Origin of the sequence: Ferroplasma sp. (assembly GCF_031200575.1) — an archaeon.
Taxonomy (GTDB): Archaea; Thermoplasmatota; Thermoplasmata; order Thermoplasmatales; family Thermoplasmataceae; genus Ferroplasma.
In genome coordinates this window covers 152,057-175,725 of sequence record NZ_CP133597.1, presented here as the reverse complement: position 1 = coordinate 175,725, position 23,669 = coordinate 152,057, and the positions used below count along the sequence as shown (strand labels likewise).

The 23,669-nt window shown below is 38.8% G+C and carries 21 protein-coding genes, 1 tRNA gene and 1 pseudogene; 7 read left to right on the top strand and 16 right to left on the bottom strand.

Annotated elements, in window-relative coordinates; genetic code table 11:
• Positions 1–157: 157 nt before the first annotated feature.
• From RE471_RS01005 to RE471_RS00995, 3 genes are read left to right on the top strand one after another with little or no spacing between them, the layout of a single operon-like run.
• Complete coding sequence (locus RE471_RS01005; RefSeq protein WP_309214902.1) at positions 158–679, top strand: magnesium-dependent phosphatase-1; 522 nt, start codon at positions 158–160, stop codon at positions 677–679.
• 52 nt (positions 680–731) lie between these two features.
• Positions 732–1,376 carry a hypothetical protein gene (locus RE471_RS01000; protein WP_309214901.1) on the top strand — a complete coding sequence of 215 codons (645 nt, stop codon included), beginning with the start codon at positions 732–734 and terminating at the stop codon, positions 1,374–1,376.
• A 10-nt stretch (positions 1,377–1,386) separates the two neighbouring features.
• The gene (locus tag RE471_RS00995) at positions 1,387–2,280 is read left to right on the top strand and encodes a hypothetical protein (RefSeq protein ID WP_309214900.1); all 894 of its coding nucleotides are present in this window, start codon (positions 1,387–1,389) and stop codon (positions 2,278–2,280) included.
• A gap of 10 nt (positions 2,281–2,290) precedes the next feature.
• Here RE471_RS00995 and RE471_RS00990 read toward each other — a convergent pair.
• The 3 genes and pseudogenes from RE471_RS00990 to RE471_RS00980 form a co-directional block, all read right to left on the bottom strand.
• Positions 2,291–3,610 (bottom strand): annotated as a pseudogene (locus RE471_RS00990) (MFS transporter).
• 175 nt (positions 3,611–3,785) lie between these two features.
• Complete coding sequence (locus RE471_RS00985) at positions 3,786–4,667, bottom strand: DMT family transporter (protein ID WP_309214899.1); 882 nt, start codon at positions 4,665–4,667, stop codon at positions 3,786–3,788.
• Between the two features lie 81 nt (positions 4,668–4,748).
• Positions 4,749–5,894, bottom strand: coding sequence for an NAD(P)/FAD-dependent oxidoreductase (locus tag RE471_RS00980; RefSeq protein ID WP_309214898.1), 1,146 nt, complete (start codon positions 5,892–5,894; stop codon positions 4,749–4,751).
• 114 nt (positions 5,895–6,008) lie between these two features.
• Here RE471_RS00980 and RE471_RS00975 point away from each other — a divergent pair, with 114 nt between their 5' ends.
• Both RE471_RS00975 and RE471_RS00970 read left to right on the top strand, forming a co-directional pair.
• The gene (locus RE471_RS00975) at positions 6,009–6,713 is read left to right on the top strand and encodes a hypothetical protein (RefSeq protein WP_309214897.1); all 705 of its coding nucleotides are present in this window, start codon (positions 6,009–6,011) and stop codon (positions 6,711–6,713) included.
• Between the two features lie 57 nt (positions 6,714–6,770).
• Positions 6,771–7,739 carry a PhoU domain-containing protein gene (locus RE471_RS00970; RefSeq protein ID WP_309214896.1) on the top strand — a complete coding sequence of 323 codons (969 nt, stop codon included), beginning with the start codon at positions 6,771–6,773 and terminating at the stop codon, positions 7,737–7,739.
• Here RE471_RS00970 and rpiA read toward each other — a convergent pair.
• From rpiA to RE471_RS00935, 7 genes are all read right to left on the bottom strand, one after another.
• Positions 7,734–8,402 carry a ribose-5-phosphate isomerase RpiA gene (gene rpiA, locus RE471_RS00965; RefSeq protein ID WP_309214895.1) on the bottom strand — a complete coding sequence of 223 codons (669 nt, stop codon included), beginning with the start codon at positions 8,400–8,402 and terminating at the stop codon, positions 7,734–7,736. The two genes, RE471_RS00970 and rpiA, sit on opposite strands and share 6 nt — an antisense overlap.
• A 169-nt stretch (positions 8,403–8,571) precedes the next feature.
• Positions 8,572–9,468 (bottom strand): 4-hydroxybenzoate octaprenyltransferase, encoded by an 897-nt coding sequence (locus tag RE471_RS00960; protein ID WP_309214893.1) that lies wholly within the window; start codon positions 9,466–9,468, stop codon positions 8,572–8,574.
• Between the two features lie 49 nt (positions 9,469–9,517).
• Complete coding sequence (locus tag RE471_RS00955; RefSeq protein ID WP_309214892.1) at positions 9,518–10,384, bottom strand: hypothetical protein; 867 nt, start codon at positions 10,382–10,384, stop codon at positions 9,518–9,520.
• A gap of 2 nt (positions 10,385–10,386) precedes the next feature.
• Complete coding sequence (locus RE471_RS00950) at positions 10,387–11,061, bottom strand: helix-turn-helix domain-containing protein (RefSeq protein WP_309214891.1); 675 nt, start codon at positions 11,059–11,061, stop codon at positions 10,387–10,389.
• A gap of 72 nt (positions 11,062–11,133) precedes the next feature.
• The gene (locus tag RE471_RS00945) at positions 11,134–11,883 is read right to left on the bottom strand and encodes a class I SAM-dependent methyltransferase (RefSeq protein ID WP_309214889.1); all 750 of its coding nucleotides are present in this window, start codon (positions 11,881–11,883) and stop codon (positions 11,134–11,136) included.
• A 110-nt stretch (positions 11,884–11,993) separates the two neighbouring features.
• Complete coding sequence (locus RE471_RS00940) at positions 11,994–12,182, bottom strand: hypothetical protein (RefSeq protein WP_309214887.1); 189 nt, start codon at positions 12,180–12,182, stop codon at positions 11,994–11,996.
• A gap of 183 nt (positions 12,183–12,365) precedes the next feature.
• Positions 12,366–12,449 (bottom strand) — tRNA-Leu (locus RE471_RS00935).
• Positions 12,450–12,521: 72 nt separating this feature from the next.
• Here RE471_RS00935 and RE471_RS00930 point away from each other — a divergent pair.
• Both RE471_RS00930 and RE471_RS00925 read left to right on the top strand, forming a co-directional pair.
• Positions 12,522–13,097 carry an isochorismatase family protein gene (locus RE471_RS00930; protein ID WP_309214886.1) on the top strand — a complete coding sequence of 192 codons (576 nt, stop codon included), beginning with the start codon at positions 12,522–12,524 and terminating at the stop codon, positions 13,095–13,097.
• Between the two features lie 43 nt (positions 13,098–13,140).
• Positions 13,141–15,114 (top strand): acetate--CoA ligase family protein, encoded by a 1,974-nt coding sequence (locus RE471_RS00925; RefSeq protein WP_309214885.1) that lies wholly within the window; start codon positions 13,141–13,143, stop codon positions 15,112–15,114.
• A gap of 1 nt (position 15,115) precedes the next feature.
• On the opposite strand, the gene RE471_RS00920 is transcribed toward RE471_RS00925, so the two are convergent.
• The 6 genes from RE471_RS00920 to RE471_RS00895 form a co-directional block, all read right to left on the bottom strand.
• The gene (locus RE471_RS00920) at positions 15,116–15,961 is read right to left on the bottom strand and encodes a UbiA-like polyprenyltransferase (RefSeq protein WP_309214883.1); all 846 of its coding nucleotides are present in this window, start codon (positions 15,959–15,961) and stop codon (positions 15,116–15,118) included.
• 43 nt (positions 15,962–16,004) lie between these two features.
• Positions 16,005–16,784 (bottom strand): ATP/GTP-binding protein, encoded by a 780-nt coding sequence (locus RE471_RS00915; RefSeq protein WP_309214882.1) that lies wholly within the window; start codon positions 16,782–16,784, stop codon positions 16,005–16,007.
• Positions 16,785–16,803: 19 nt separating this feature from the next.
• A complete protein-coding gene (locus RE471_RS00910) occupies positions 16,804–20,046 on the bottom strand; it encodes a DNA polymerase II large subunit (protein ID WP_309214881.1) in 3,243 nt (1,080 codons plus the stop codon).
• 1 nt (position 20,047) lies between these two features.
• Positions 20,048–20,380 (bottom strand): SCP2 sterol-binding domain-containing protein, encoded by a 333-nt coding sequence (locus RE471_RS00905; protein WP_309214880.1) that lies wholly within the window; start codon positions 20,378–20,380, stop codon positions 20,048–20,050.
• Positions 20,361–21,974, bottom strand: a complete 1,614-nt coding sequence (gene pyrG, locus RE471_RS00900; protein WP_375379263.1) for a glutamine hydrolyzing CTP synthase — start codon at positions 21,972–21,974, stop codon at positions 20,361–20,363. Before pyrG ends, RE471_RS00905 begins: the two co-directional genes overlap by 20 nt.
• A gap of 158 nt (positions 21,975–22,132) precedes the next feature.
• Positions 22,133–23,494, bottom strand: coding sequence for an MFS transporter (locus RE471_RS00895; protein WP_309214878.1), 1,362 nt, complete (start codon positions 23,492–23,494; stop codon positions 22,133–22,135).
• Positions 23,495–23,669: the final 175 nt, after the last annotated feature.

Sequence of the window (23,669 nt, the reverse complement as noted above, 5' to 3'; positions counted from 1 at the left end):
TGTAATTTGTTATGAAATATCTCTCTAAAAAGCTACGGGCCTATAAGTTTACTGTCTAGCAATAATTATTTAAAAATATGCATTAATAATATTTTTTTGGGCTAAAAATTTCACATTTTATACGATAAATTTAATTTATATTTGTAATACACTCATGATGATTAGACCTTGGATTCTGGCCATGGATCTTGACGGAACCGTATGGGACCATCTGAATATCTCTGGGGTTGAGCCGCCATATACAAGAATCAATGCAATAAGTATAAAAAACAGGGATAATGTAACTGTTACAATTTTCGAAGATGCAGTACGATTTATTAAATGGGCAAGGGAAAATGGTGCTATTACAACAACCCTGAGCTGGAATCGAAGGGATTACGTTGATGAGGCACTGGAAACCTTTGGCATCGCGAGTTTATTTGACTACAGCTCAACTGACCACACACCTGACAAGGATCAGAGATTATTAAAATTAATAAACACCCTGGGGGAGATAGGAGTTTATATACCTGTAGATAGGGTTGTGTATATCGATGATAGGGATATACATATGGAAGCAATTAAAAAGAATGTGGGTGATATAGTTTTCATAAATATCTGGAAATCCACCAAAAATTATGATGATGCAAGCAAAATAATTAAAGAGCGGATACTGGCAGATGGTACTGTACCCATTTAACGCCGGCAAATTTGAAACATTTTAAATATTAAATAACGATATTAAAATAAATATGCAATCAAACATCCCTGTAATATGGTTTAAAAGTTATCCTGATCCACAGGCATCCTTTGCAGGCAGTCTCTGGATAGCTATACACACCCAGATTTATAACTATATGCATATTAGCAATTACATAATAAGAATAAATAAGATTAACAGTATAATTTCATATAAAGATTATTTTGGTTTTCTGGTAGAGGACAGCACACTGGACAGGATATCATCTGCTGTTAATCGCAATCTGAGAAAGTTAAAAAACAGTGAATTCAAATTGCTGCTTTCTGAAGATGGCGACCCACAAAGGGCGATAAACTACATGGAGAAGGGCAGGGTAATAGTAATCGGGATACCAGCCGGCGATATTAACCGGTTTACAGGATACAATACTATAAACGAGGGCACCCCATCCAGCATTATTTATTATCTTGTTGCTGCCATAGATGGTGACCGTGTATATTTCATACCCGGGATGGACGGAGTGGAAATAAAAGCAGGGCTGAAAGAACTCTATAATGAATATTCAGATACCATGGTAAAAATGCATGTAAATGAGTTTGTGGAATACTGCGAAACGAACAGAAACGCTATAAAAATTATATATGCCAGCGTACTTACAAAGACAGGGGAAGAGGTAAGATCATTAAATGAATATTAGGTGTGTATAAATGCTTGAAGCCAGGGGATCTGTGACCCGTAAATATGATGCAGGAAACGATGACATCCAAACACTTGTGAGGCTGATGGGGCTTTTCATTTCTGAAACCTATGGCAGCTCACTTTCCATTGATCCAGATTCCATTGAAACCATAGGTAAATTGCATTCCTATGTTGATGTTTATTATTCTGAGCTGCTGGATGGTTATATGTTAATAAGAAAGTATAGCCATATATTTTTCATATCCGCAGAGCAGGTTGATGGCAAAGCATCATTTACTGGGCCAGATAGAAACACTGCACTAAAAATGCTGGAAGAAGTAAAATACAACACCATAAGAACAGGTGAAATGGCGATCATGGAAGCCATAGCGGAGGAGCTTTCAGGGATTCATGAAATAATGCTTTCCATGACTCCGGTAATGGAGATTCTTAGGGAGCTTCTGGATAAGGGCAAAATCATACTTGTTTCCACAGGTTCCGATGACAAGAAACGCCTGAAATATTTTAATGAAATCAGTGACCTTTCTATATTTAAATATGAATACAAATACAATGCATGCATAATAGAACGGGGGCCGGAATTCAATTCCATTGCAGATGGAAACATAGAGAATTTATTCGCATATATAATAAAGAGCAAAACCGGTTATGTATCAGATATCTCTTCAGTAAAGCCTTATCTCAGAACTGCATATTCATACTATTCCTTATGCATGGTCTCTAAATCTCTAATAGAAATAAAAATGGAAACATTGCGTAATGAATACGGTAGGCTATACGGTAAGACACCGGATACATTAAAATTCAAAAATTATGTAGAATCTTTATGCAATGTTAATATATTCCAGTATAAAAACGATAAAATAATAGGTATAGAAAAAATTTTTAAAAAATTACTGTAAAAATTAAAATTCACTGTAACGTCTGTGTGTATTCTTTTTCCCTTGATATCTCCTCCACTGCCCTTCCCTTTGTCTCGGGCAGGCATAGTACAGTTATCATTAAAGCCGCTATGGAGAAAACAGTAAGCACGCTCATTAACGCAGAAAGACCACTCACTATTATAAACGCATCAACAAATGTACCAATAAATGCCCCTGTTTTTGCCCCTGCAGCTGAAATTCCTGTACCCAGGCCCCTGGTTGTTGCCGGGAACACCTCTGGCGGATATACAAAGGTTGTTACATTCGGGCCGAACATCATAAAGAAATAGCTCATTCCGTACACTATCAGGAACTCTGCAACATATCCTGGCGTATCCAGAATCGGAAATGCCGCAAGGATCATATAGGACACTGCCAGCATTGTGAATCCTATTACCTGTATGGGCTTTCTCCCGATTTTATCCAGCGTGAATGTTGCAAGCCAGTATCCAGGGAGTGCAGCTACCGTAAATATCAATGCTGCATATTCTGTTGATATTATGAGCCCGGAAAGGCCTGTCTGGGTTATGATTGTTTTGAATATATCATGGGACATTATGGAATTCCCATAGAAAGCCCAGTCCATTAAAAACCATGCACCTGCTGTACCTATAAGGGTTATCAGGAATTTCCTGTCAGTAAAAAGTGTGTACTAGGGAGCATTTATCTTTTGCTTCTTTTTATCCATCTTCACATCAATTCCTGTGTAGGATTTGAGATTCGCGGCCGCCTCATCAGCCCTGCCCTTTGCAACGGTGAATCTTGGTGGTTCAGGCATCTTTCTTCTGTAATATATTACAGCTGCAGCCGGTATAGCACCAACAGCAAGAAGTATCTTCCAGGCATCTACCAGGGGTATGATTTTTGTGTTCAGCAGGAATAGCAGTGCAAGCAGGGATGATACCACCAGACCTATGCTCTGCATGGAAAGTATGCTGCCCACGTATTTACCCCTGGATTTTATATTTGAGTATTCACTCATTATTACAGAGGACGTTGCGTAATCTCCTCCTATTCCAATTCCAAGTAAAAATCTCCAAAATATAAGTGCATCTACATTCCTGAATGATAGGAATGCGCTTCCTAATGCACCCACAACCAGCAATACCAGTTCAAGCCCGTAAACTGCCTTTCTTCCGAGATAGTCAAGTAACCTACCGAAGGCAAGTGCCCCCAAAACGGCTGCTATTAAGGATATCGATGATATCAATGCAACATCTGTTGTGGTGAGAATCCAGCCAACCATGGGAAGTATTGCAACCACAGTTCCGATAATAAATAAATCATAGGCATCTGTAAAAAATCCCATGCCTGCTGTCAGAAAGGTCTTGAAATGGAACTTTCCGGTGGCATTATCCAGTGCCTGATTTATTGTGCTTATATTTCCATTATCTTTATCGCCCATATTTTTTCCGAGCAAATATTCCCGGCATATGAATAAATATTTCCCATATAAACTATATATATGTATATAGTAAAATATATTATATATTCATGGAGCCTCTGGTTTCTATATATTTATGGACAGTCTCCATAAGCATTGCCAGTACTATTATAATGCCACCTGCGATAATGTACAGTGTAGGTATTTCCCTCAATATAAGTATGGACGCAATAACAGCAAACACCGGCTCACCCACATATACCACCCCAGCGGCGGTGGGCTCAATATACATTAATGCCTTCGTGTTTATAAGTATGGCAAAGAAGCTGGCAAAAATGGCAGTAAAAACAATTGTAAAAATAACTATAGGTTTTGATAGGCCCGATGGCTCCCAGCTGAATGGAAGGAAGATTGTTGAGAGAACTCCTACTATGACTAGCTGGTAAAATGTGAAAACCATACTGTCCAGGAATTTTGTATATTTGAATACATAGGCCGTCTGAATTGCATAAAATATGGCACATATAAATGTCAGAAGGTCACCGAATGAGTCGGCTGAATTGAATTTCAGGGACGACATTAAAATAAGTCCTATAAACCCAACTGAAACTGCAATCACATCAATTTTATTGAGCTTTATCTTTAGGTACAGGAGAGAAATTATGGGAAGCAATACAACATACATCCCGGTTATAAGCCCAGACTGGGAGGAAGTTGTATATTCCAGACCAACTGTTTGTGTATAATATGCAATAAACAGAAGTATTCCTCCCGTTATCCCAAGAATTACGTTCTTTTTTTCTACCAGCATTTTATTTTTCATTACAATGGGCATCATGAGTAACCCGGAAAGGAGGAATCTGAAAGAAAGTAGCATGGTTGGGGTAATATAATACAGCGAGAGTTTCATAATTGGAAACGTCGCCCCCCATATGACCACAACGGAAATCAGGAGCATAAAATAAAAAATCTTCCCCTTCATTCACAGTTTAATAATTCATAATTAATTAACTTAATCATGAATTTCAAATATAATCGATTAATAATTGTTTATATCCTTACACTACCCACCTAAAAGGAAATATTTGACCAGTCTGGGTTTTCTCATGAGAATAGAAAATACAACCCTCGCAGGATAGTCTATATCACCAAGGGAATTAATCCTTTTTATTATGTCCTCAGTGTCTATGGTACTGTATATTTTATTCAACATTTCATCATTTGTGCTTATTCTGGCAAAATATCTCTGAATAATCGAATCAATATATAGTTCTCTTCCTATTTCGCGCTTCCAGAGCTTCTGGTATTCGCTCATGGACTTCTCTGAAAAATCATCTTTTTCAAAGGCATGGTTGATGGCTGTATATGCATTTTTGGCTGATACTATACCGGTGTAAATCCCTCCTCCAGAGAGTGGTTTCACTATTCCGGCCGCATCACCAAGCAGGACCGATCTGCTGGAGTATGTCTTCTTAAGGTAATTTATGGGGATCGGTCCAGCATTTATGCCCAGGATCTGTGATCTTTCGAATCTACTATTTATATTTTTGAAATACTTGATTGCGGTTACATGGTCCACACCAACGCCTATCCTGGTTATTTCTCCTGATGGCACTGCCCAGCCAAAAAAACCCTTGCTATTTTCTGAACCTATAAAGACATTAACATCATCCTGGTCTTCTAGGTGAAATGAAGAATCTACCTGATATGTGGATATAAGTTTTCTTGGCCTTTCATAGTTCAGTGCCTGTCTTATTCTGCTGGTTGCACCATCTGCACCCACAACAATGCTGGCCTTTTGATACTTTATTTCTCCATTTTCACGGTATTTCACCTCGGCGTAGTCATCATTTACCCTGGCGTCTAGAACCCTGGCGTTTATCCTTGTGTCTGTGCCTGTACCTATTGCCATGGCGGATACGTCTTTGTCAAATTCGTCCCTGTACATTACTATGGTTTTTTCCCCCTTTGATATGTGTATACTTTTTCCATTGGGAAAAAATACGTTTGCCCCATGTACCTCATTAATCTGAGATTTTGATTTTACGTACCCAAATACCCTTTCTGATACAAGCCCAGTACATTCTACCGGCTTTCCTATTTCCTTATGCTCCTCTAACTGAAGTACACTGTACCCGTTTTTTGATAGTAAATATGCTAAATAGGACCCAGAGGGGCCAGCCCCCGATATAATTACATCGTACACCATTATTGATATTATTTTAATATTTATAACCTTACAAAAAATGTCCTATTTTTTTAGCTCCTGTTATATATGGGTTTTAATGCAATATTTTTATAACATGATTAACTACGAACAGTAATGACCATAAGAGAATTCTTGACAAGACACAACAGGCTGTTTATACCGCTTATAGCCATACTTTACGCGCTTATGGTTTTTTCTGTGTCAATATATTATGCTTATCTGTTTCTCCTGATATTTACCATACCGGTTGTAATGTTTCTGCTGATGCATTTTCTCGGCATGTACAAATTCAAGCCCAGACTATTTGGTGGCATAGTAATACTGCTTGTTGTACTCATCATAGCCGGGGGGATGTATTCCACATATTTCTATGACCTCAATGGAAAGGAAAGCAAGGACATCAACGGCACATCATTAAATATTGACATATCTCCATTTTCCGGTGTGGATAAGAATTATAACTTCACAGTTACAACAAATTATACAGGCTCTCTGAATGGCTCATATCTGTATATATATTCGGGTGGAACATATTCACAAAACATAACTTATTCCAAACTTAACCATACTGAAAAGAATGGGATCACCACCATTTATTATGATACAAAGCTACCATCTGGCCTGTACGATACAAATTACACTATTGCAGGAAACATTACAATTACAACAGCAGGCCCTGTGAATGTTGGGAGGTTGACATTCTATGAATTCTATGTATTCGCGCTGGCTGATGAATATATAGCATCTATAGGTGTTCTCTATGTGATCGGAATAGCCCTGGCATATTTTATGAGTAAAAGAGGTATTGTGAAATCTTGAATATGTATTTATGAATTTAATAGATATTTATATATAGTTATTAATTATTATATATACATGCAATCAGTCAGAAAGATACAGCTTACAGGCGGGTCAACATACATAGTATCGTTACCCTCGAAATGGGTAAAGAGCAACAACCTGCAACAGAGCAGCGAGGTCAAGATAGAAGAATCCAGAAACAGGTTAATACTCTATGGTAGCGGTGATGTGAAAACCGATATAGAAAAGCATCTGGTCCTCAACTCCAAAATGGATTCCAAAAGCATTCAGAGGGCCCTTATTTCTCTATATATATCAGGATATGACACTCTTGCGATAACCAGCTCATTTTACATTAGCGATGAAACACGCGAGGCAATAAAAAAATTTTCAAAACTTGTTATAGGCATAGAAATATTTGAGGAAGACTCAAAGAGAATCGTGCTTCAGAATGTACTTAATTCCAATTCATATCCTATATACAATTCCATAAAACGTATGTCACTGAATGTTGAATCTATGATTTACGACACGATCAAGGGCATAAACGACAGGGACCTTGACCTACTAAGGAATGTTATAGAGCGTGATGATGAAATAGATCGTTTTCAATGGTACATATACAGGGAGGTAAAGGGTAAAAGCTGTGAAGACCCAAATAGCATATACTACTTAATTATATCAAGGATTCTGGAAAGGATGGCAGATCATACAGTGAACATATGTAAAATCTGGCTGGATAGGGAAGATGTGGAGGTTCCCTACCAAAAGATTGTTGAGAACCTTACATTCTCACTTGATCTATATAAAAAATCAATGGCGCTCTTCTACTCTAAAAAATATAACGGCCTCAACGATATAATATCATTCAAAAAAACTATAATGACCCAGAAAAAGGAGCTTCTTGACCTGGGGAGAAATTCTGACATTGCAACTGTATCTTTTTCATCAGAAGAAATATCCAGGATAGCACTATATTCCACGGATATAGCCGAACTTGCAATGGACATGGTGCTTTCAATGCAGAATGAAATAACATTATGATTTTTTAAAATCCATTATTCTGCATTGTCCACCATTCCCCATGAATATTCTGGTGGCTATGCCCCTGAATATTCCAACTTCAACAACACCGGGGATCATTTTAATTCGGGATTCCAGATCCGGGTCTGTGTATTCAAATTTACAGTCAAGGATATAATTACCATTGTCACTCCTGAACTTTTTCCGGTCTCTGAAAGTTGAAACACATCCCAATTCTTCTATGTTTTTTCTGGTGCTTTCCTCCATGAAGGGGAGAACTTCCACTGGAAGTGGAAAATTATGCAATCTCTGTGAAAATTTAGAGTGATCAGCCATTATATAGACATCACTGCTATTATACGCCACTATTTTTTCCCTTACAAGTGCCCCACCACCACCCTTGACAAGATTGCCTGCAGGGTCGAATTCATCAGCACCATCGAAATCTATTTCAATTCCCTCCACGTTGTTGGCAGTTTTTATCCCATAGGACCTGGCCAGTTCCTCTGTTCTGATGGAGGTGGGGACGCCCGTAATATCTGAAATTTTTCCGGATTTCACCATTTCCCCCAGGCCGTCAAGAAAATACTTTGTTGTTGACCCCGTACCGAGCCCGATCTTCATGCCGCTATGCACATATTTTAAAGCCTCCATTGCAGCAAGTTTTTTTTCCTCTTCATACATAGGATGATAATAACAGGTTAGTTAATTAATATTTATTGAATTTAAGATATTGACCTGTAATTTTTCCACATTCATATAGGAACTGTTCCATATTATGTGTAAATACAAATCCTGAAGCCCCGCCTGATATACCTGAAAATTTATGGAATTCTATCATGTAATTTGGGCATCATAATGCTGGAAACCCCAGTGCCACATCGATTATAATGCCCATGGCCAGCACCACGGAAGCGTATATATTGTAATAAAATGCCTTGCCAAAGTTACCCTTATATGCGAGCAGGAATGCGGCCAGCATGATTCCTCCGTGAAGGGTTGTGGTTGCATAGGATAGAATATTCAATCTATATACAATATCCCCGCCGAATGCCAGGGCCACTGAGAGAATCTGATTGAGGCCAGCGAATTTAAGTGCATTTTTTCCGAGCAGGGTGGCAAAACTGTGCAGGTTGTTTTCCCTATCATATTCCATATCAGGTATGTGATTATAAAGATCGAATCCCAGTGCCCAGAATATGGTTGCAAATACGAAAAACCATGGTATTCTATCTATTATATAAATAGGGGTGTGAACACCTATGGCAGCTATTGCACCTGCCATGACAGAAAGCCCCTGTATTGATGCAATCTGGTAATTTGCAAATGATGTATATCTCTTCATATAAGGATAACTCATAATAATAAGTGCACCAAGTGGCGATATTGAAAAAGCCACAATATTGATAAAATACACAGATATAAAATATCCGACGAGGCCTATTGCAATCAATGTATACGCATTTTTTACAGTAATGACACCGGTTACCAGCGGCCTTGTTTTTGTTCTGGGGTTTTTTGCGTCTATGAACCTGTCGGCCAGGTTATCATTTGTCATTCCGGCAATTCTAACAAAAAACAGTGCAAAGAAAATTAGTATCAGTATCCTTAAGTCCGGAATTCCCCGTATAGCAAGGAACGCTCCAAGATATGCCATGGGGAGACTGAAAAATGTCTGCTCCATCCTCAGAAACCTCAAAATTATGTACAATTTGCTCTTGACGTCCCTGGCTCCTCCCGGATCCCACATCCTACGTTATCTGTGCAAAACTAATAAATTTTATTGAAAATATTTTTGATTAAAGCACACTTATGAATCCCATTTTTCCCCTCCTTAACCGGTAATATTCTATCAGGAATTCAGGCATTAACGAATATAAATATCCTGTTCGGGTCGAAGCTTCCTTCATACCCCACGGATATCTGCTTTTAATTCTTATGCCTGTACCTTTAAAGTTGTCCAGCACTACTATAAAGACCGGCTTGAAATTATCACCATTCCCATTAATATGCTTTCCAACAAATGCCCCCTGCCTCATTGAAAGCTCTCCAGATCTTATATCTGAATCAATTATATCGCCTATGGCATATAAACCATCTTTTGCCATAAAATTTTCATCAACCTTTATGAAATTTTCAAACAGAGCCGGCCTGCATCTTGGGAAAATAAAATCCGGTTCCTGGGCAATAGGTATTTTAGATGCCATAAGGAAATCCCTGACAGCGGCTGCCACATTTTCTCCAAGTCCAGCCAGGAAATTACCGCTGTAGCCTGCATTTATGCCATTCATATTCAGTTTCAGTATAAACTGGAGAAGAATATAATCATCATATTCATTGGCAGATCCTAGGTATTTATTTCTGTATATATTTTCATTTTTCATGAATTCTATCTGGTTCTGCCTGTTGCATCCGGTTGCAATAACAATATTCTCTGCACAATATTCGCTGTTCTCTGTGTATATGCAATGATTATTAATATCAATCTTATCCACCCTCTCCCGGGTAGCCTGCGGAATTTCTATGGCAATATCCCTCTGCTTTGAATGGTATATGAAATTTCCTGTAGAATCTATCAGCAATGTGCCTTTTTTATCCCTGATTCCATAATAAGCGTTTAAGCCTGAGTACCCTGACCCTATAATTACATTCCTGTATTCTCTCAAATCTACTCCCTGGTTGTCTGTACTTTTTCTCCAGATGCAATTTCAACATCGAGAAAATATTTCAGAGACTTCCTTATAATTAAGTCCAGGGTTGTGGGAGGTATATTTAAAGTTGCAGAAAGTTCCAAAAGATTAATCCTCTTCGGGACATCAAAAAAACCAAGATCATATGCCTCCTTTACTATGAAAAGCGATTTTTTATCAACCCTGGATTTTTTATATATATTCACTAACACATCATCACCAGTAGCATCCTTGAGCCTTTCTGAAAGTTCTTTTACAAGCTCCACACTGGTCATGGACATATACCAAACGTTTTCGCCTTCCTCTATTTTTTCCTCCTTGGTGAATGTCGTTTTTCCTTCTCCAGAATATTTTTTAATTATGCCCAGTATGGGGCATTCCTCTGTGGTTAATTTTATTATCAATATGTTCTCATTGCTATATAGGGTATCAACATTAATGACCTCACTGTTTGATCTAATGGATGCAAGTATCTTTTCTAGATCGTTTTTTTTGTAATAAATTTCAGCGATCTCATAAACAATGCCCTCTTTCATTTCCTTCTTGATAACCCTGGAATTAACTCCAAATTCGGAATATAATCCACTGAGTGAACAGCTCTTATTTTTTACTCTGAACTTAACATCCATCTGTGCTTCCTCCCTGTGTGTCATATTCTGTCTTACAATACATATACATAATAGTTTATAAATTTTCTTAACACAGGATTAATGGTATCGTTCTTTTTAAAGTTTTGTTCCCACAATTACTATCCAGGATTTATAAAAAGATTTCCCATCCCATCTTATTGCAGAAGCAAATCCACTGGTATCATTCATAAGGTATTCAAGGGATTGTATACCCTCATCGGAACTCTTATCAACTGGATTTAACCACTGTTCAAATGTAACCTGTCTCCTGTATATCTTGATCTGGATATTACCAAATCCAGCATTTTCTAGAATTTTTTCCCACTCTTCAGGAGATGCAGCGCACATGTGTGATGGGTCGCGTATTTTCTCAAATTCATTAAGATTTTTTATTACGTTATCAGGCGCAGTCATGTCGTCTATGCCTATCCTTCCACCATCTTTCAAAACCCTGTAGCATTCTTTGGCAAATTTATTTTTATCCATGAAGTGATGCGGGGCCCTTCTTGATGCAACAACATCAAATTTTTCATTCTCGAATGGCATTGAATCAACATAACCCTTAACTGTAATTATATTTTTAAGCCCTTCCTTCCTGGCCAGTTTCCCTGTTTCCTCCAGCATATTTTCGACCATGTCCAGTGCATATACTTTGGAAATTCTCTGTGCCATTTTAACTGCTGTAAATCCGGCACCAGTAGCTGCGTCCAGTCCTATCATATCACCCTGCAGTTTAATCATATCTACAAGAATGTTAAGATCGTTATCCCCTGCATGAGATTCACTTCTAGAATAATATCCAGAATTTTTCGCAAAAAAATCTCTAGTTTTATCATATCCATCCATGAAAAAATATGTGGATAGCATATATAAATTAATCTCATTAGCCAAAATATTACTAAATTTTTATCTGTAGATTGGTGCATCAAGTATAATAATGCCAGTAAAAATATGATTCATTCTATTTCAACATGCCCGCATTTAGGACATATCCAGCCTACCGGTTTATATGAAAGCGAGCCGTCCATTACTTCCTGTACATATAGTCTTTCCATTGGATAACTTTCCTGTGTGCTTGACTTTCTAAGCAAACCTTTTTTAACCTGTATATGGGCCTCTGATGGACAAAATTTTACATTAGCCATTTTAATTGAATATTATACTTATATTTTAAGCCTTCTAAATTATATTTCACTGGACAGAGTCCGTAGGTTAGGGTGCCTAAAAGCAATCTTCATATCTTCATTATAAGGTGGCACTATGCTGAATATAGTTTTATATAAAATAAGAAACCTATAGATTGTTGCAATATCAGCCTGCCTGCATAATGCGGAGAGTGGGATTTGAACCCACGAATCCCTGCGGAAATGGACCCTAAATCCATCGCCTTTTCCTAGCTCGGCAATCTCCGCGTACTCTGTATCATGGAACTTTATATATAATTTATTGAATAAGTTAAAAATACTTTCCATGTATAAACATCTATGATAAATCCAGATGATACATCATTGGTTATGATTAATTACAGTACAGAGTTTTTCAGGCACACATTTAGCAAAATGGAATTTCTCATGGGTATGGATTATATGAATTCCTTCATCTCCAAATACAATATCCCTGTTATATTCACCAAAAGAGAAATCTGCTATAATGTCAGTAACCCTGATTTAAATGTAATACATAATTTAAAGGAAAAGAACAGGAAAAAGAATATGCCCCCGGAATCTGATTATGATGAAAATTTTATAAAGGAATTTAATAATAAGATAGCAGTAAAAAATGAAATAAAAGTTCAAAAAGAGGATATTTTTTATCAAAGCAATATTGAAAACGTCCTCAAAGATACTGAAAGAAAAACTGTATTATTTGGCGGATTTTTAACAGATACTGATGTGTTCATCAGCTCTATTAATGCAGGTATGCGTGAATATAGAAGCATAGTGGTATCTGACATATCCTCAACTTATTCTGAACGGTTATATTTCCAATCGCTGGAAATGATAAGCCAGTTCATAGATGTCATTGATACTAGGGACCTGGGTGAGGATTTTCCGTTATAGCTCCTATGGGGAAACTATTTAACTCAATGATAAATAATAGTTTATGCTGGAACAATTATTTAAACCTAAAAGCATAGCAATTGTTGGTGCATCTTCTGATAGCCTCAAGGTCGGCAACATCATTTTAAGGAACATATCATCATCTTTCTCGGGCAAAATTTATCCTGTGAATAATAAAAATTCTGAAATACTGGGTTACGCTGCATATAAAAATTTGAGGGATATAAAGGATCAGGTCGATCTTGTTGTAATCGTTGTTCCAAGGGATGCTGTGCCAGGGGTGATGGAGGATGCAGCAGCAATAAAAGCAGGAGCTGCAATCATTATAACCTCTGGTTTTAAGGAAACTGACCAGCACGGGGCAGAACTTGAGGACAGGATAATGGCAACTGCCAGAGAAAATAATATACGTGTCCTTGGTCCAAACACGATCGGTTTAATAACACCTGAGGTTAACGCAACCTTTGCCTTTGCAGATGTAAAAAGGGGAAAGGCTGCAATTGTTGCACAGAGCGGTGGGCTGGGTGTGTACATGCTCAACTGGGCCCAGGAATCCAATGTGGGAATTAGCTATTTCATTAGCCTTGGGAACCAGGCAGATGTGGACGAAACGGATGCACTTCAATTCCTTTCCTCGGATGTTGAAACCAGGGCAGTATTTTCATATCTGGAGGGTGTTTCATCCGGGAATAAGTTCCTGTCAGTTATACCGGATGTTACAAAAAGAAAGCCAGTCATATTCCTGAAGGGCGGAATAGGAAAAACAGGGGCAGCCGCTGTTAAGACACATACAGCCAGTGTCGCAGGATCTATAGATATCTTCCGTGCTGCAGTGAGAACTGTTGGTGGCATATTTGTGGACAATATAGAGGACATGCTCAATCTTGCAAAGATAGTATTATCTTCAGAACCGGTAACAGGCGATATACTTATAATCACAAACTCTGGAGGACACGGAGTGCTGGCTACAGACGCAATAGATACGGAGGGTTTGAAGGAAATAGAACTTCCTGACAGGATAAAGCAGGAGCTATTGAGTGTGATACCGGCACAGAGTACGCCTAGAAATCCTATAGACCTTTCCGGGGATGCTGATTATACCAGATATAATAACGCCCTTGGGATAGTAAAGGATCTGGACTGTACTAAAATAGTTATTGTGCAGTCCTTACCCATGGTTACCTGTTCTGATGTTGCAAAGGCAGTGGTAAATTATCGCGGAAAGGGAGTAATAGGGATTACCATGGGCCTGGACCAGAACGCAGCGGCAAAGCTTCTCGACTCCGTATCGGTTCCATCATTTATATTCCCTGAGGACGCGATCAAATCAATAAAGTATATGGTGGAAAGGCCTGAACCTGTAAAAAAGATCAGGACATCCAATCCAATAAGGAAGGCAGCTGACCTGGTTACTGGAAAAACCTATCTTAGGGATTTTGAGGCAATGGAACTTATGGAGATATATGGAATAGGAACACCTCTCTATGCAATGGCTGAAAACGTGGATGAAGCCCAGGCAAAATCAGATACTGTTGGATATCCATTTGTAATGAAAATTTCACCTGATACACCTGTGCATAAAACAGACGTAAAAGGTGTTATTATGAATGTGGAGAAAGATACAGTTTCAAAGGCATTTACAGAACTCAACTATAAAAGGGTGATAATGCAGCAGCAGGTTTCCGGGGCCGAAATATTTGTCGGGGGAATAAAGGATCCCGTATTTGGGCCAGCTATTGTGGTGGGAATAGGAGGGGTTTATATGGAGGTCATAAAAAGCCTGAGCTATGGTATATGCCCTGTTTCCGAGGATGAAGCATACAGGATGATAAAGGAGAGTAAGATTCTGGACATGCTCAGGGCAAGGAATAGCAATTACGATGTAAATGCAACGGTGAGTGCCATATCGAAGATATCAAACATGTTTATAGATCTAAATATTAAGGAGATGGACATAAATCCATTAATTGTAAATGAAAAAGGTGCATTTGCTGTGGATGTGAGAATCGTTCTCTAATTCACCGGTAAAATGATATTATCATGCCGATCAGAAATATAATTCCTATAAATGAATTTGCATTGAAAAAAGACATTCTGATGGTTTTTATATTTGATGGGTTTACAATAACATGCTCGTAAAGTATCAATCCTATTATGGGGATCAGTAGAAAATCATAATAAATATTTCTTACCAGGAAGGCTATGAAAACGAACAGCAATATGGTAAATATATGGAAAATATATGATATGACCATCCCATTCCTGAGGCCGAACCTAACATTCAGGGTTTTCAGATTGTTCTTCCTGTCGTAATCCATATCCGGTATGGTGTATATAATATCAAATCCGGCTATCCAGAAGGTAGAAATAAGGACGGTAATGTAAATTATCAGGGGTGGGAAAACCGGTGTTATGGCAAGGAATCCTCCAAGAACTCCAAGCCCTATTGTAAACCCCATGAAAAGATGCCTCCATGATGTTACCCTTTTTAAAAGTGGATCGGCTATGAAAAATAGTATCACAACCGGTGAAAGATAGAGCACAACATCGTTAAGTAAATATGTTGAAATTTCAAATACTGCTATGAGGATGGCTGTGAATAGATATGCAGTTCTGAGCTTCATTGTGCCCTTTACCAGGGACCAGTCCTTTTTCCTTGGGTTGATTTTATCATAGCGCAGGCCCAGTATCCTGTTTATGGACATGCCTGCTCCTCTTGCACTTGTGGCAGTAATAAGTATTATTATGTATTTCAAAAAATGATATGAACCGGCAGATGCTATTATTGCACCGGCATAAATAAACGGGAGATCGAATACCGTATGCTCAAGTTTTATGAAATCAACGAGCTCTCTTGCCTTCATATCATTACCACCATGGCAAAATAGTTAATTAACAATACGGCGGTCAGTCATCCCTATACATGGTATCTGTATCCTCTCCTCCCTGGAAAAAATCTGACATATCAGTATATACATCCTCAAAACCCATAGCGTCCTTTGAAGATACAGGAATTATTTTATTCAATATTTCAGAGTCCTTGAGTGCATTTATTATATTAAGAAAGTAATCCTTTACTGTATCTGTATTCTCATTTCTCAGTTCATCATAGAGGAGATCCGGGCTATCCTCCCAATCTGATATTTCTTTGACCTTGTCTTCTCCAATGAGGTCAATTTTGTTCAGTATGAACATCATTGGAACATAAAACCTGGAGTATACGGAACCGAAAAGCATTTTTTCAGAAACATAACCAGAAGGTGTTTGTGAAATCATGGAATCCGCCATAAACGCTATCATGGCCTTTTTATTCGCCAGCGATTTAACCAGCAGCGGGCTCCCTGGTCTGAAGCTGAAAAGCTCTATCTGCCCGGGTGTATCAAATATTACATAATAATCATCATAAAGGTCAAGTTTTGATTTTATTTTTTCTATATTATCCAGAAGCAAATCAGCAGCAACTATCTGTGCACCATTCGGGCCCAGTGAATAGGCTGACATAACCTCATTCAGGGAAATAAACTCCCTTATATCAATATCTGGTTCATATGGCAGGTATTCTGCGCCAGGATCCAGATTCACAATAATTGCATCATATTCATTCTGTATAAGCCAGTCCTTGAAAGCACCGCAGAATGTAGACTTACCGGTACCTGCTGGTCCTGTTACAAATAATGAACCTATCATACTTCTCTATTGCTTGTCTTTATTTAAATGATTCCAGTGTTGTTTCTTCAACCTTAACAGGTTCAGAAACATCGAATGTATTGTCTATTGAATCTATTAAACGCCTTATCTGGTACTGCAGGTAAACTGGCAGTCTGTATTCATCCATGACCTTTTCCGTCTCCTTTAGATATTTTACTATGCTACCATGATGTATTGTCAGTATGATATTGTCTGATCCGCACTTCAAACATTTCCCTGAGAGTGGGATACGCCTGAATTTTGTGTTGCACTTAGTGCAGCGGAATTCCTGTGTGAAGAAACTCCTCATATTACCAAACATATCTGGTAGAAAATGTGATGATATTACCCTTGCGGCAACATCGTTCTCATCAACGGATAAAAGCTTGGTTGCCAGTCCCAGCTGTTTTTCTATCTTTTCCTCCATGGAGTCTATGGTTTTATACGCAGACATCAGCACTCCACCGTTCAGGTCAGATGTATCAAAGGAAAATCCAGAACCGGTATATATTCCCTGGGCCTCTATTTTTGCTTTCATTGTGAGCATAATTTTCTCTATCTGGGAAGGTGGAATACCCTTTTCGGTGGCCTGGTAAAATTCCAGTGGATATTTCCATAGTGTATCAACATTCATTGCCTCCTTGTCCACTTCTTCAGGATCCAGAAGCACTGTAAGTACCAAAGGGGCGTCCATTAAACCGCCAGTGGTAGATGGCAGGAAATCTCTGGAAAAATCAAGCAGCCCTTCAAGCAGAAGCATTATACTGTCCTCATCCCCATCACAGTTCCTTCTTTTGGCAGCATGATAAAAGGGATGGGCGTAGCATCCACTTACCTTTGAGAATCCAATTATTCTTGAAACAATGCCTCCTGATGTATGTGGGGCCAGTCCAATAACAAGCTCACCTATAAGATCATTTATATCGTGGCATGAATAATATGGCTGCATATTGTAATAACGGACCAGCAAATCATCAACAAAATTTGCAACATTCAGGAGATACCTGGCTGAGTCTTCTGGTATTATTATGTCCTGTGGATATATTTCATTTATCTCCTGGTCGGGATAACCCAGCGCCTCAAGCTGTTCAGATGTCAGGTTAAGTTCGGATTTTTTGAAATGGGTTATAGGTATATCTGACATATCGTACCTGCATGTGCCATCCTTGTTGATGCTTATATCATGTATCGATCTTAATATCCCTTTTTCTATAGGCTCGACGGCGTTGTTCTTTGACATTAATTTTTTAACACCCTTTAATTCCTTAACCTGGTCTGGCCTTATATTAAGTCTCGACTCTGCCTTCTGGAGGACATTATTAAGGTCGATTTTCATTTTTCTGTTCTGGTTCTGGTTGTATGTTACTGAACCGCAGTTCTCACACACTGTTAACGGTGTTTCATTGCCACAGTTTTTGCACACTCTTGCATTGAGTTCTATGGTATACTCAGTTTTATTCTTTGCAGCATTAAGTATTGATCTTCTGTTATCACCGTAATTGAGGATGGGGAACAATACATGGACCTTGGGTTTCATTTTCCTGTCCCCTGCCTTCTCAGGTCTACCAAGCCTTGCCCCCACACGAACAGGGGACCTTGCCTTGATTATGATGCCGGAAAGCTGGTTAACAGCCTCAAGGGCACTATTAGCTGTAAAAGTGCCATCTCCCATTGGAACTCCATTTTCTATGGAAAAGCCGGTGGATGCAAGTAATGGATAATACTCCTTTAATACAATATAATCACCCTCATGTTTGAACTCGATACCCAGTTTTATAAGAACATCCTTTGCGTCTGCACTAATATACAGTTTTCCATCATTTATTTTGCCCCGCTTAATCATAGAAATAAGTGATTTAAGTTCTTCCACCGTTAAATCATGCCAGTAATAATCATATTCAGGATAAAGAGGTATATTGTATTTTCTCGATATTTCGACCGCCTCAAACTGATCGGGCTTCGAACGTTCGAATTTTTTTAAATCATCAGGCAAATAATATGACCACCATTCCAAAGTAAATGGAGAGGTTACCAGATTTTTGTTGTTTTCCAGAAAATCTCCATAGGCAATAAGGATTTCACCCAGATCAGTTATCATCTCTATCTGATCTTCTATGGATTTTGCCTCCTCAACTGTCCTTATCTTCCTGTGTTCTCCAGATTTTAGAAGCACGGATGGCCCATCTATCGTATCACAGGGTGTTATTGCAGCAGCCTTTCCAGGCAGTTCCACCTTTATCTGGGAACCTATGGCTATGAACTGATCCACAATGTACATTGAAACTGGATTTATGGACGCTGCAGCAAGTCCTGAAAGCCTTGATCTCCCGTACCTTAGCCTGAATCCTCCTGGCCTGTTAGGATATCCGAAAACAGGCCTCCCTGCTATTATATCACGGAGATATTTCTGTGAGGTATCCCCCTTCTCTTCAGTTTTATTTTTGCCTATTTTTTCCAGGATATTCCATTCCTTTAAATTCATTAAGTTTGTATACTTAAGGACCTTTCTTGATTTTTGAATTAAACCCTCACAGAGAACAAGGCACATTCCTCCCCTTATACGGTTGGTGGGGATGCGTTTCATGTCCCTGTGTCCTGATATTTCTTCCTCCTCGCTTCCCTCTCCATCTATCATAACCGGAGAATTGCCAATAACAAGCCGTATTTCATCTGGAGTCGGAAGATACTGCAAGTGCTTTGACCTGTTATAGGCCTGTATCTCCTCTATATAACGCTCTATCTCCTCATCCGTTGCCTTAAAACTCCCTATGTTCAATTCCCTGCGGACAATATCTGCCATCAAAACACTGAGGGCCTGTGCAGTTCCACCGGCACTTCTTATGGGCCCTGAATATACAATATCAACGTATTCAGTACCATCATCGTTTGGAACTATGTTAACCTCCTTGATTCCCTCCAGTGGGGCAACAAGTATTCCCTCTGTTAAAATTGCTAGCCCAACCCGAACCGATTTTTCAAGTGCCATTCTTCTATCGGACTTGAGCATTTCAGCAACCTTTCTGGAAATCTCCAGGGATACTTCTTCCCTGGACTTTGTTTTGCTGAGTTCCCTTATATCATTTGCGATTCCATCAATCTGAATTAATTTTTCAACCCTTTCAGCCATGTCATTGGCCAGCGGTATTTCTACGTCTGTGGAAACGTCCCTGCCCAGGGATCTTGCCTCCAGGGCTATTTCGTAGCATTCATTGACGCTTTTTGTAAGGGCTTTATTATATTTATCCAGATTATGGTCTATCATTCTATGCTTTCAGCAAATCGCTCAATAATAACTTATCCATCAGTGATGATTTTATTTTTATCTGCTGCTTCATATAGGCATCCATGGCATTGATTTCCTTTGACAGTATCTTATTGAAAATATCCGAACTTACAGTTACAGTTATGTCTGCGTCTATCTTTCCGCTCTGAGGCTCTGTTATATGGCCGTTTTCCACCTTGAAATAATATGAATCCCTGTCATCAAAAACAATATCGATGGATTTTGTTACGTTCTGCAACTTCTTTGCATACGTCTGATCGCTTGCTATCTTATCGTTCAATTTCTTTACCAAATTATTCAGTACTTCCTGCATATATACTACCTCTTTTTTCTTTTCTGTATTCCAGTGATTTTTTTATAAAATATAAATGTACCTTTGAGGGGTTTAATGGCCTGGACTGGAATTCTGCATGATACTGTGTTGCAATATAATTATCACGGTCGTTCAATTCAAGTATTTCCATCCTTATCTTTTCGTCATCAGTTCCCGAAAATATGGCACCCTTCTCCTCAAGTCTCTCTATATATTCCGGATTCACCTCATATCTGTGCCTGTGCCTTTCACTTATTCTCTCAGATCCATTGATTTCATATGCAATTGTGCCCTTTTTGATAAGCACCGTTTTTGCACCAAGTCTCATTGTCCCGCCAAGATCCTTAATCCCTCTCTGCTCTGGCAGAATATCTATAACGGGATCCTGTGTCCCAGGATCAAATTCTGTGCTGTTTGCATCCTTTAACTTTAAAAGGTTTCTTGAAAGTTCTATAACCGATGCCTGGAATCCAAGGCATATGCCCAGATATGGAATACGTTTCTCCCGGGCGTACTTTGCAGCGGCAATTTTTCCCTCCACGCCACGGTATCCGAATCCACCCGGAATAAGTATTCCGTCAAGGTCGTCCAGTTGCTCTGTGCTTTTTATCAGATCGTCGGAATCAATCCATTTGATGTTTACTTTTATGCCGGTATTTCCAGTTACATGTGAAAATGCCTCTTTATGGCTAATATACGCATCCTGCATATCAACATATTTCCCTATAAGCCCAACTGTAACCTCCTCTGTGGGTTTTTCAATATTCCTCGTAAACTCTCTCAATGTATAATTCAATTCATGGTCATCAAATTTGAAGAGTTCCCTGGTATATTCCAGCGCTCCCTGTTTTTCAAGCACCATGGGAACAAAATATACGTTAGAAACATCGTAAACACTGATTATGCCTTTCCCAGCAACATCTGTAAAGAGAGAAATCTTCTTTCTTGCATCTATACCCAGTGGCCTGGAGGATCTGCAGAACAATATATCTGGCTGTATTCCTATTGCCCTTAATTCCTTTACACTGTGCTGTGTTGGCTTTGTCTTCTGTTCTGATCCGGACTCCGGGACAAGTGTAACGTGCCCGAAGATCATTGAATCCCCTTTATCCGATCTCATCTGCCTGAGTGCCTCAAGAAACGGCATTGATTCTATATCACCCACTGTACCGCCAACCTCTATGAGCGCTATGTCATATCCCTCAGCAGCCTTCCTTATACGTGCCTTGATTTCGTTTGTAATATGCGGGATTATCTGTACCGTACTTCCCAGGTAATCACCGCGCCTTTCCTTTTCTATTACCTCTTTGTATATCTTTCCTGTTGTTATATTATTGGCGGATGTTAGTGCAGTGTCCAGGAATCTCTCATAATTCCCAAGGTCCAGATCTACCTCCCCACCATCATTCAGTACAAAAACCTCTCCGTGCTGGTATGGGTTCATTGTGCCTGCGTCATAATTAATATACGGGTCTATTTTAATATTGGTCACCCTGAAACCACTATTTTTTAAAAGATAAGATAATCCAGATGTTATTGTACCCTTTCCTAAACCGGAAATTACCCCTCCGGTTACTACAATATAATGCATTATTCTATAGTAAAAATCGTTTAATAAATCTTTTCATTGCATGGAATGCATGTAATTCGATAAATAATATGTATTGATAAGAAAACTTCAAATAATCACGAAATTATGGAATAAAAATTCTGATTATTTGATAAATATTGTTTAATGTTTAAAAATTTATTTCATTCAGATATGTCTTCCAGGTTTCTTCTTGACACTCTTGTGCCCCCTATGAGTACAAGAAGTCCGGCTATGAAGCCCGTAATTCCAATGAAAACAAATCCAAATGCCCATGAATAGGTTGCAACAAGTATGGGCAGGAGTATTGCACCCAGCGCGCCTCCACCATGCCCTATACCATCAGTTATACCAAATCCTGAGCTCCTGGCCCTTGTGGGATAATTTTCTGCAGTGAACGTGTATGCTACCTGAAGGTACATCCCCAGTCCAAGTGCGGCAAGGAAAGATCCAAAATAAAGGAAATCAATCACTTTTGTTGCCATAGATATCATGCCTATCAGCCATACTAAGGTAGCTGCAAAAATAACATGCTTTCTTTCATACTTATCTGAAGTATACATCATGATAAGGGCTCCTGCTGGATAACCTATTATTGCCCCTATGGCTATGTACAGTATGGCCGCTGCAACTGTAAATCCTATCCCCTCCAGCAGGGATGCAGCATCACCAAGGAACGCATAATTTCCTATGTACCAGAAAAACCACACCGCTATAAGAAGCGCCATACGGGTTGAATATGGTTTTTTGAACAGATACAGTGTGGGGAATTTTGGCTCCTCCACAACAACTGATTCTGGATGTGGTTCAGGAAGCTTTCCCACCTTCTTGCTGGCATTTGCTTCCATCATTTCCAGAACCTTTTCAGCCTTTGATATGTTGTTACCCCTCGTGGCGAGCCATCTTGGAGATTCAGGAAGCTCCATTCTCAAAAATACTGCTATAAATGCGATTATTGCTCCAATTCCGAATAGCCAGCGCCATCCTGTTGTGAAGGCAGGCACAAGGAAATAACCTATAAACGGTGTTACAGCCTGCCCAAATATACCTATAAGGAAGGTGAATACAGTTATTTTACCCCTAACTGCAGAAGGTGCAAATTCAGTTATGTATATGGATACCAGATTGAGATCCGCACCAAGGCCTATCCCTGTTATGAATCTGAAAATTGTCAATTCAGGCACGTTGAAAGATAGTGCATCCCCGAGGGAACCGATTGCAGTTAATGCCATGGTTAAAATCATGGATCTATACCGGCCAAATATATCTGCAAGGCTTCCTATAATGTAAGATCCAATTGCATATCCTATAAGCCCAACTGAAAGCGCTATGAAAAGAATTATAGAGCCATGGAGATTGAATTGTTCATCTATCGCAGGCATTGCAAGACCAATATCTGATATATCATAAAAGGTAAAGAAATACCCCAGGCCTATAATTCCGAGAAATGCTGTGGGTAGGGACCACACGGGGATCCTGTTTTCCCTGGCAATTATATCCTTAACTTTGTCCATATTTTCAACCATAGAAATCCATGAGTATTCAATATAACTACTTTTCTATTTTTATCTTTGTATATTTAAATCATCCTATTAAAACACTTACTAATATTTAATCCACATATTTATTAGTTATACATATAGTAATAATATTATATTGAAATTTTGTATTAACGTTTAAATATACTATATAAATGTATTC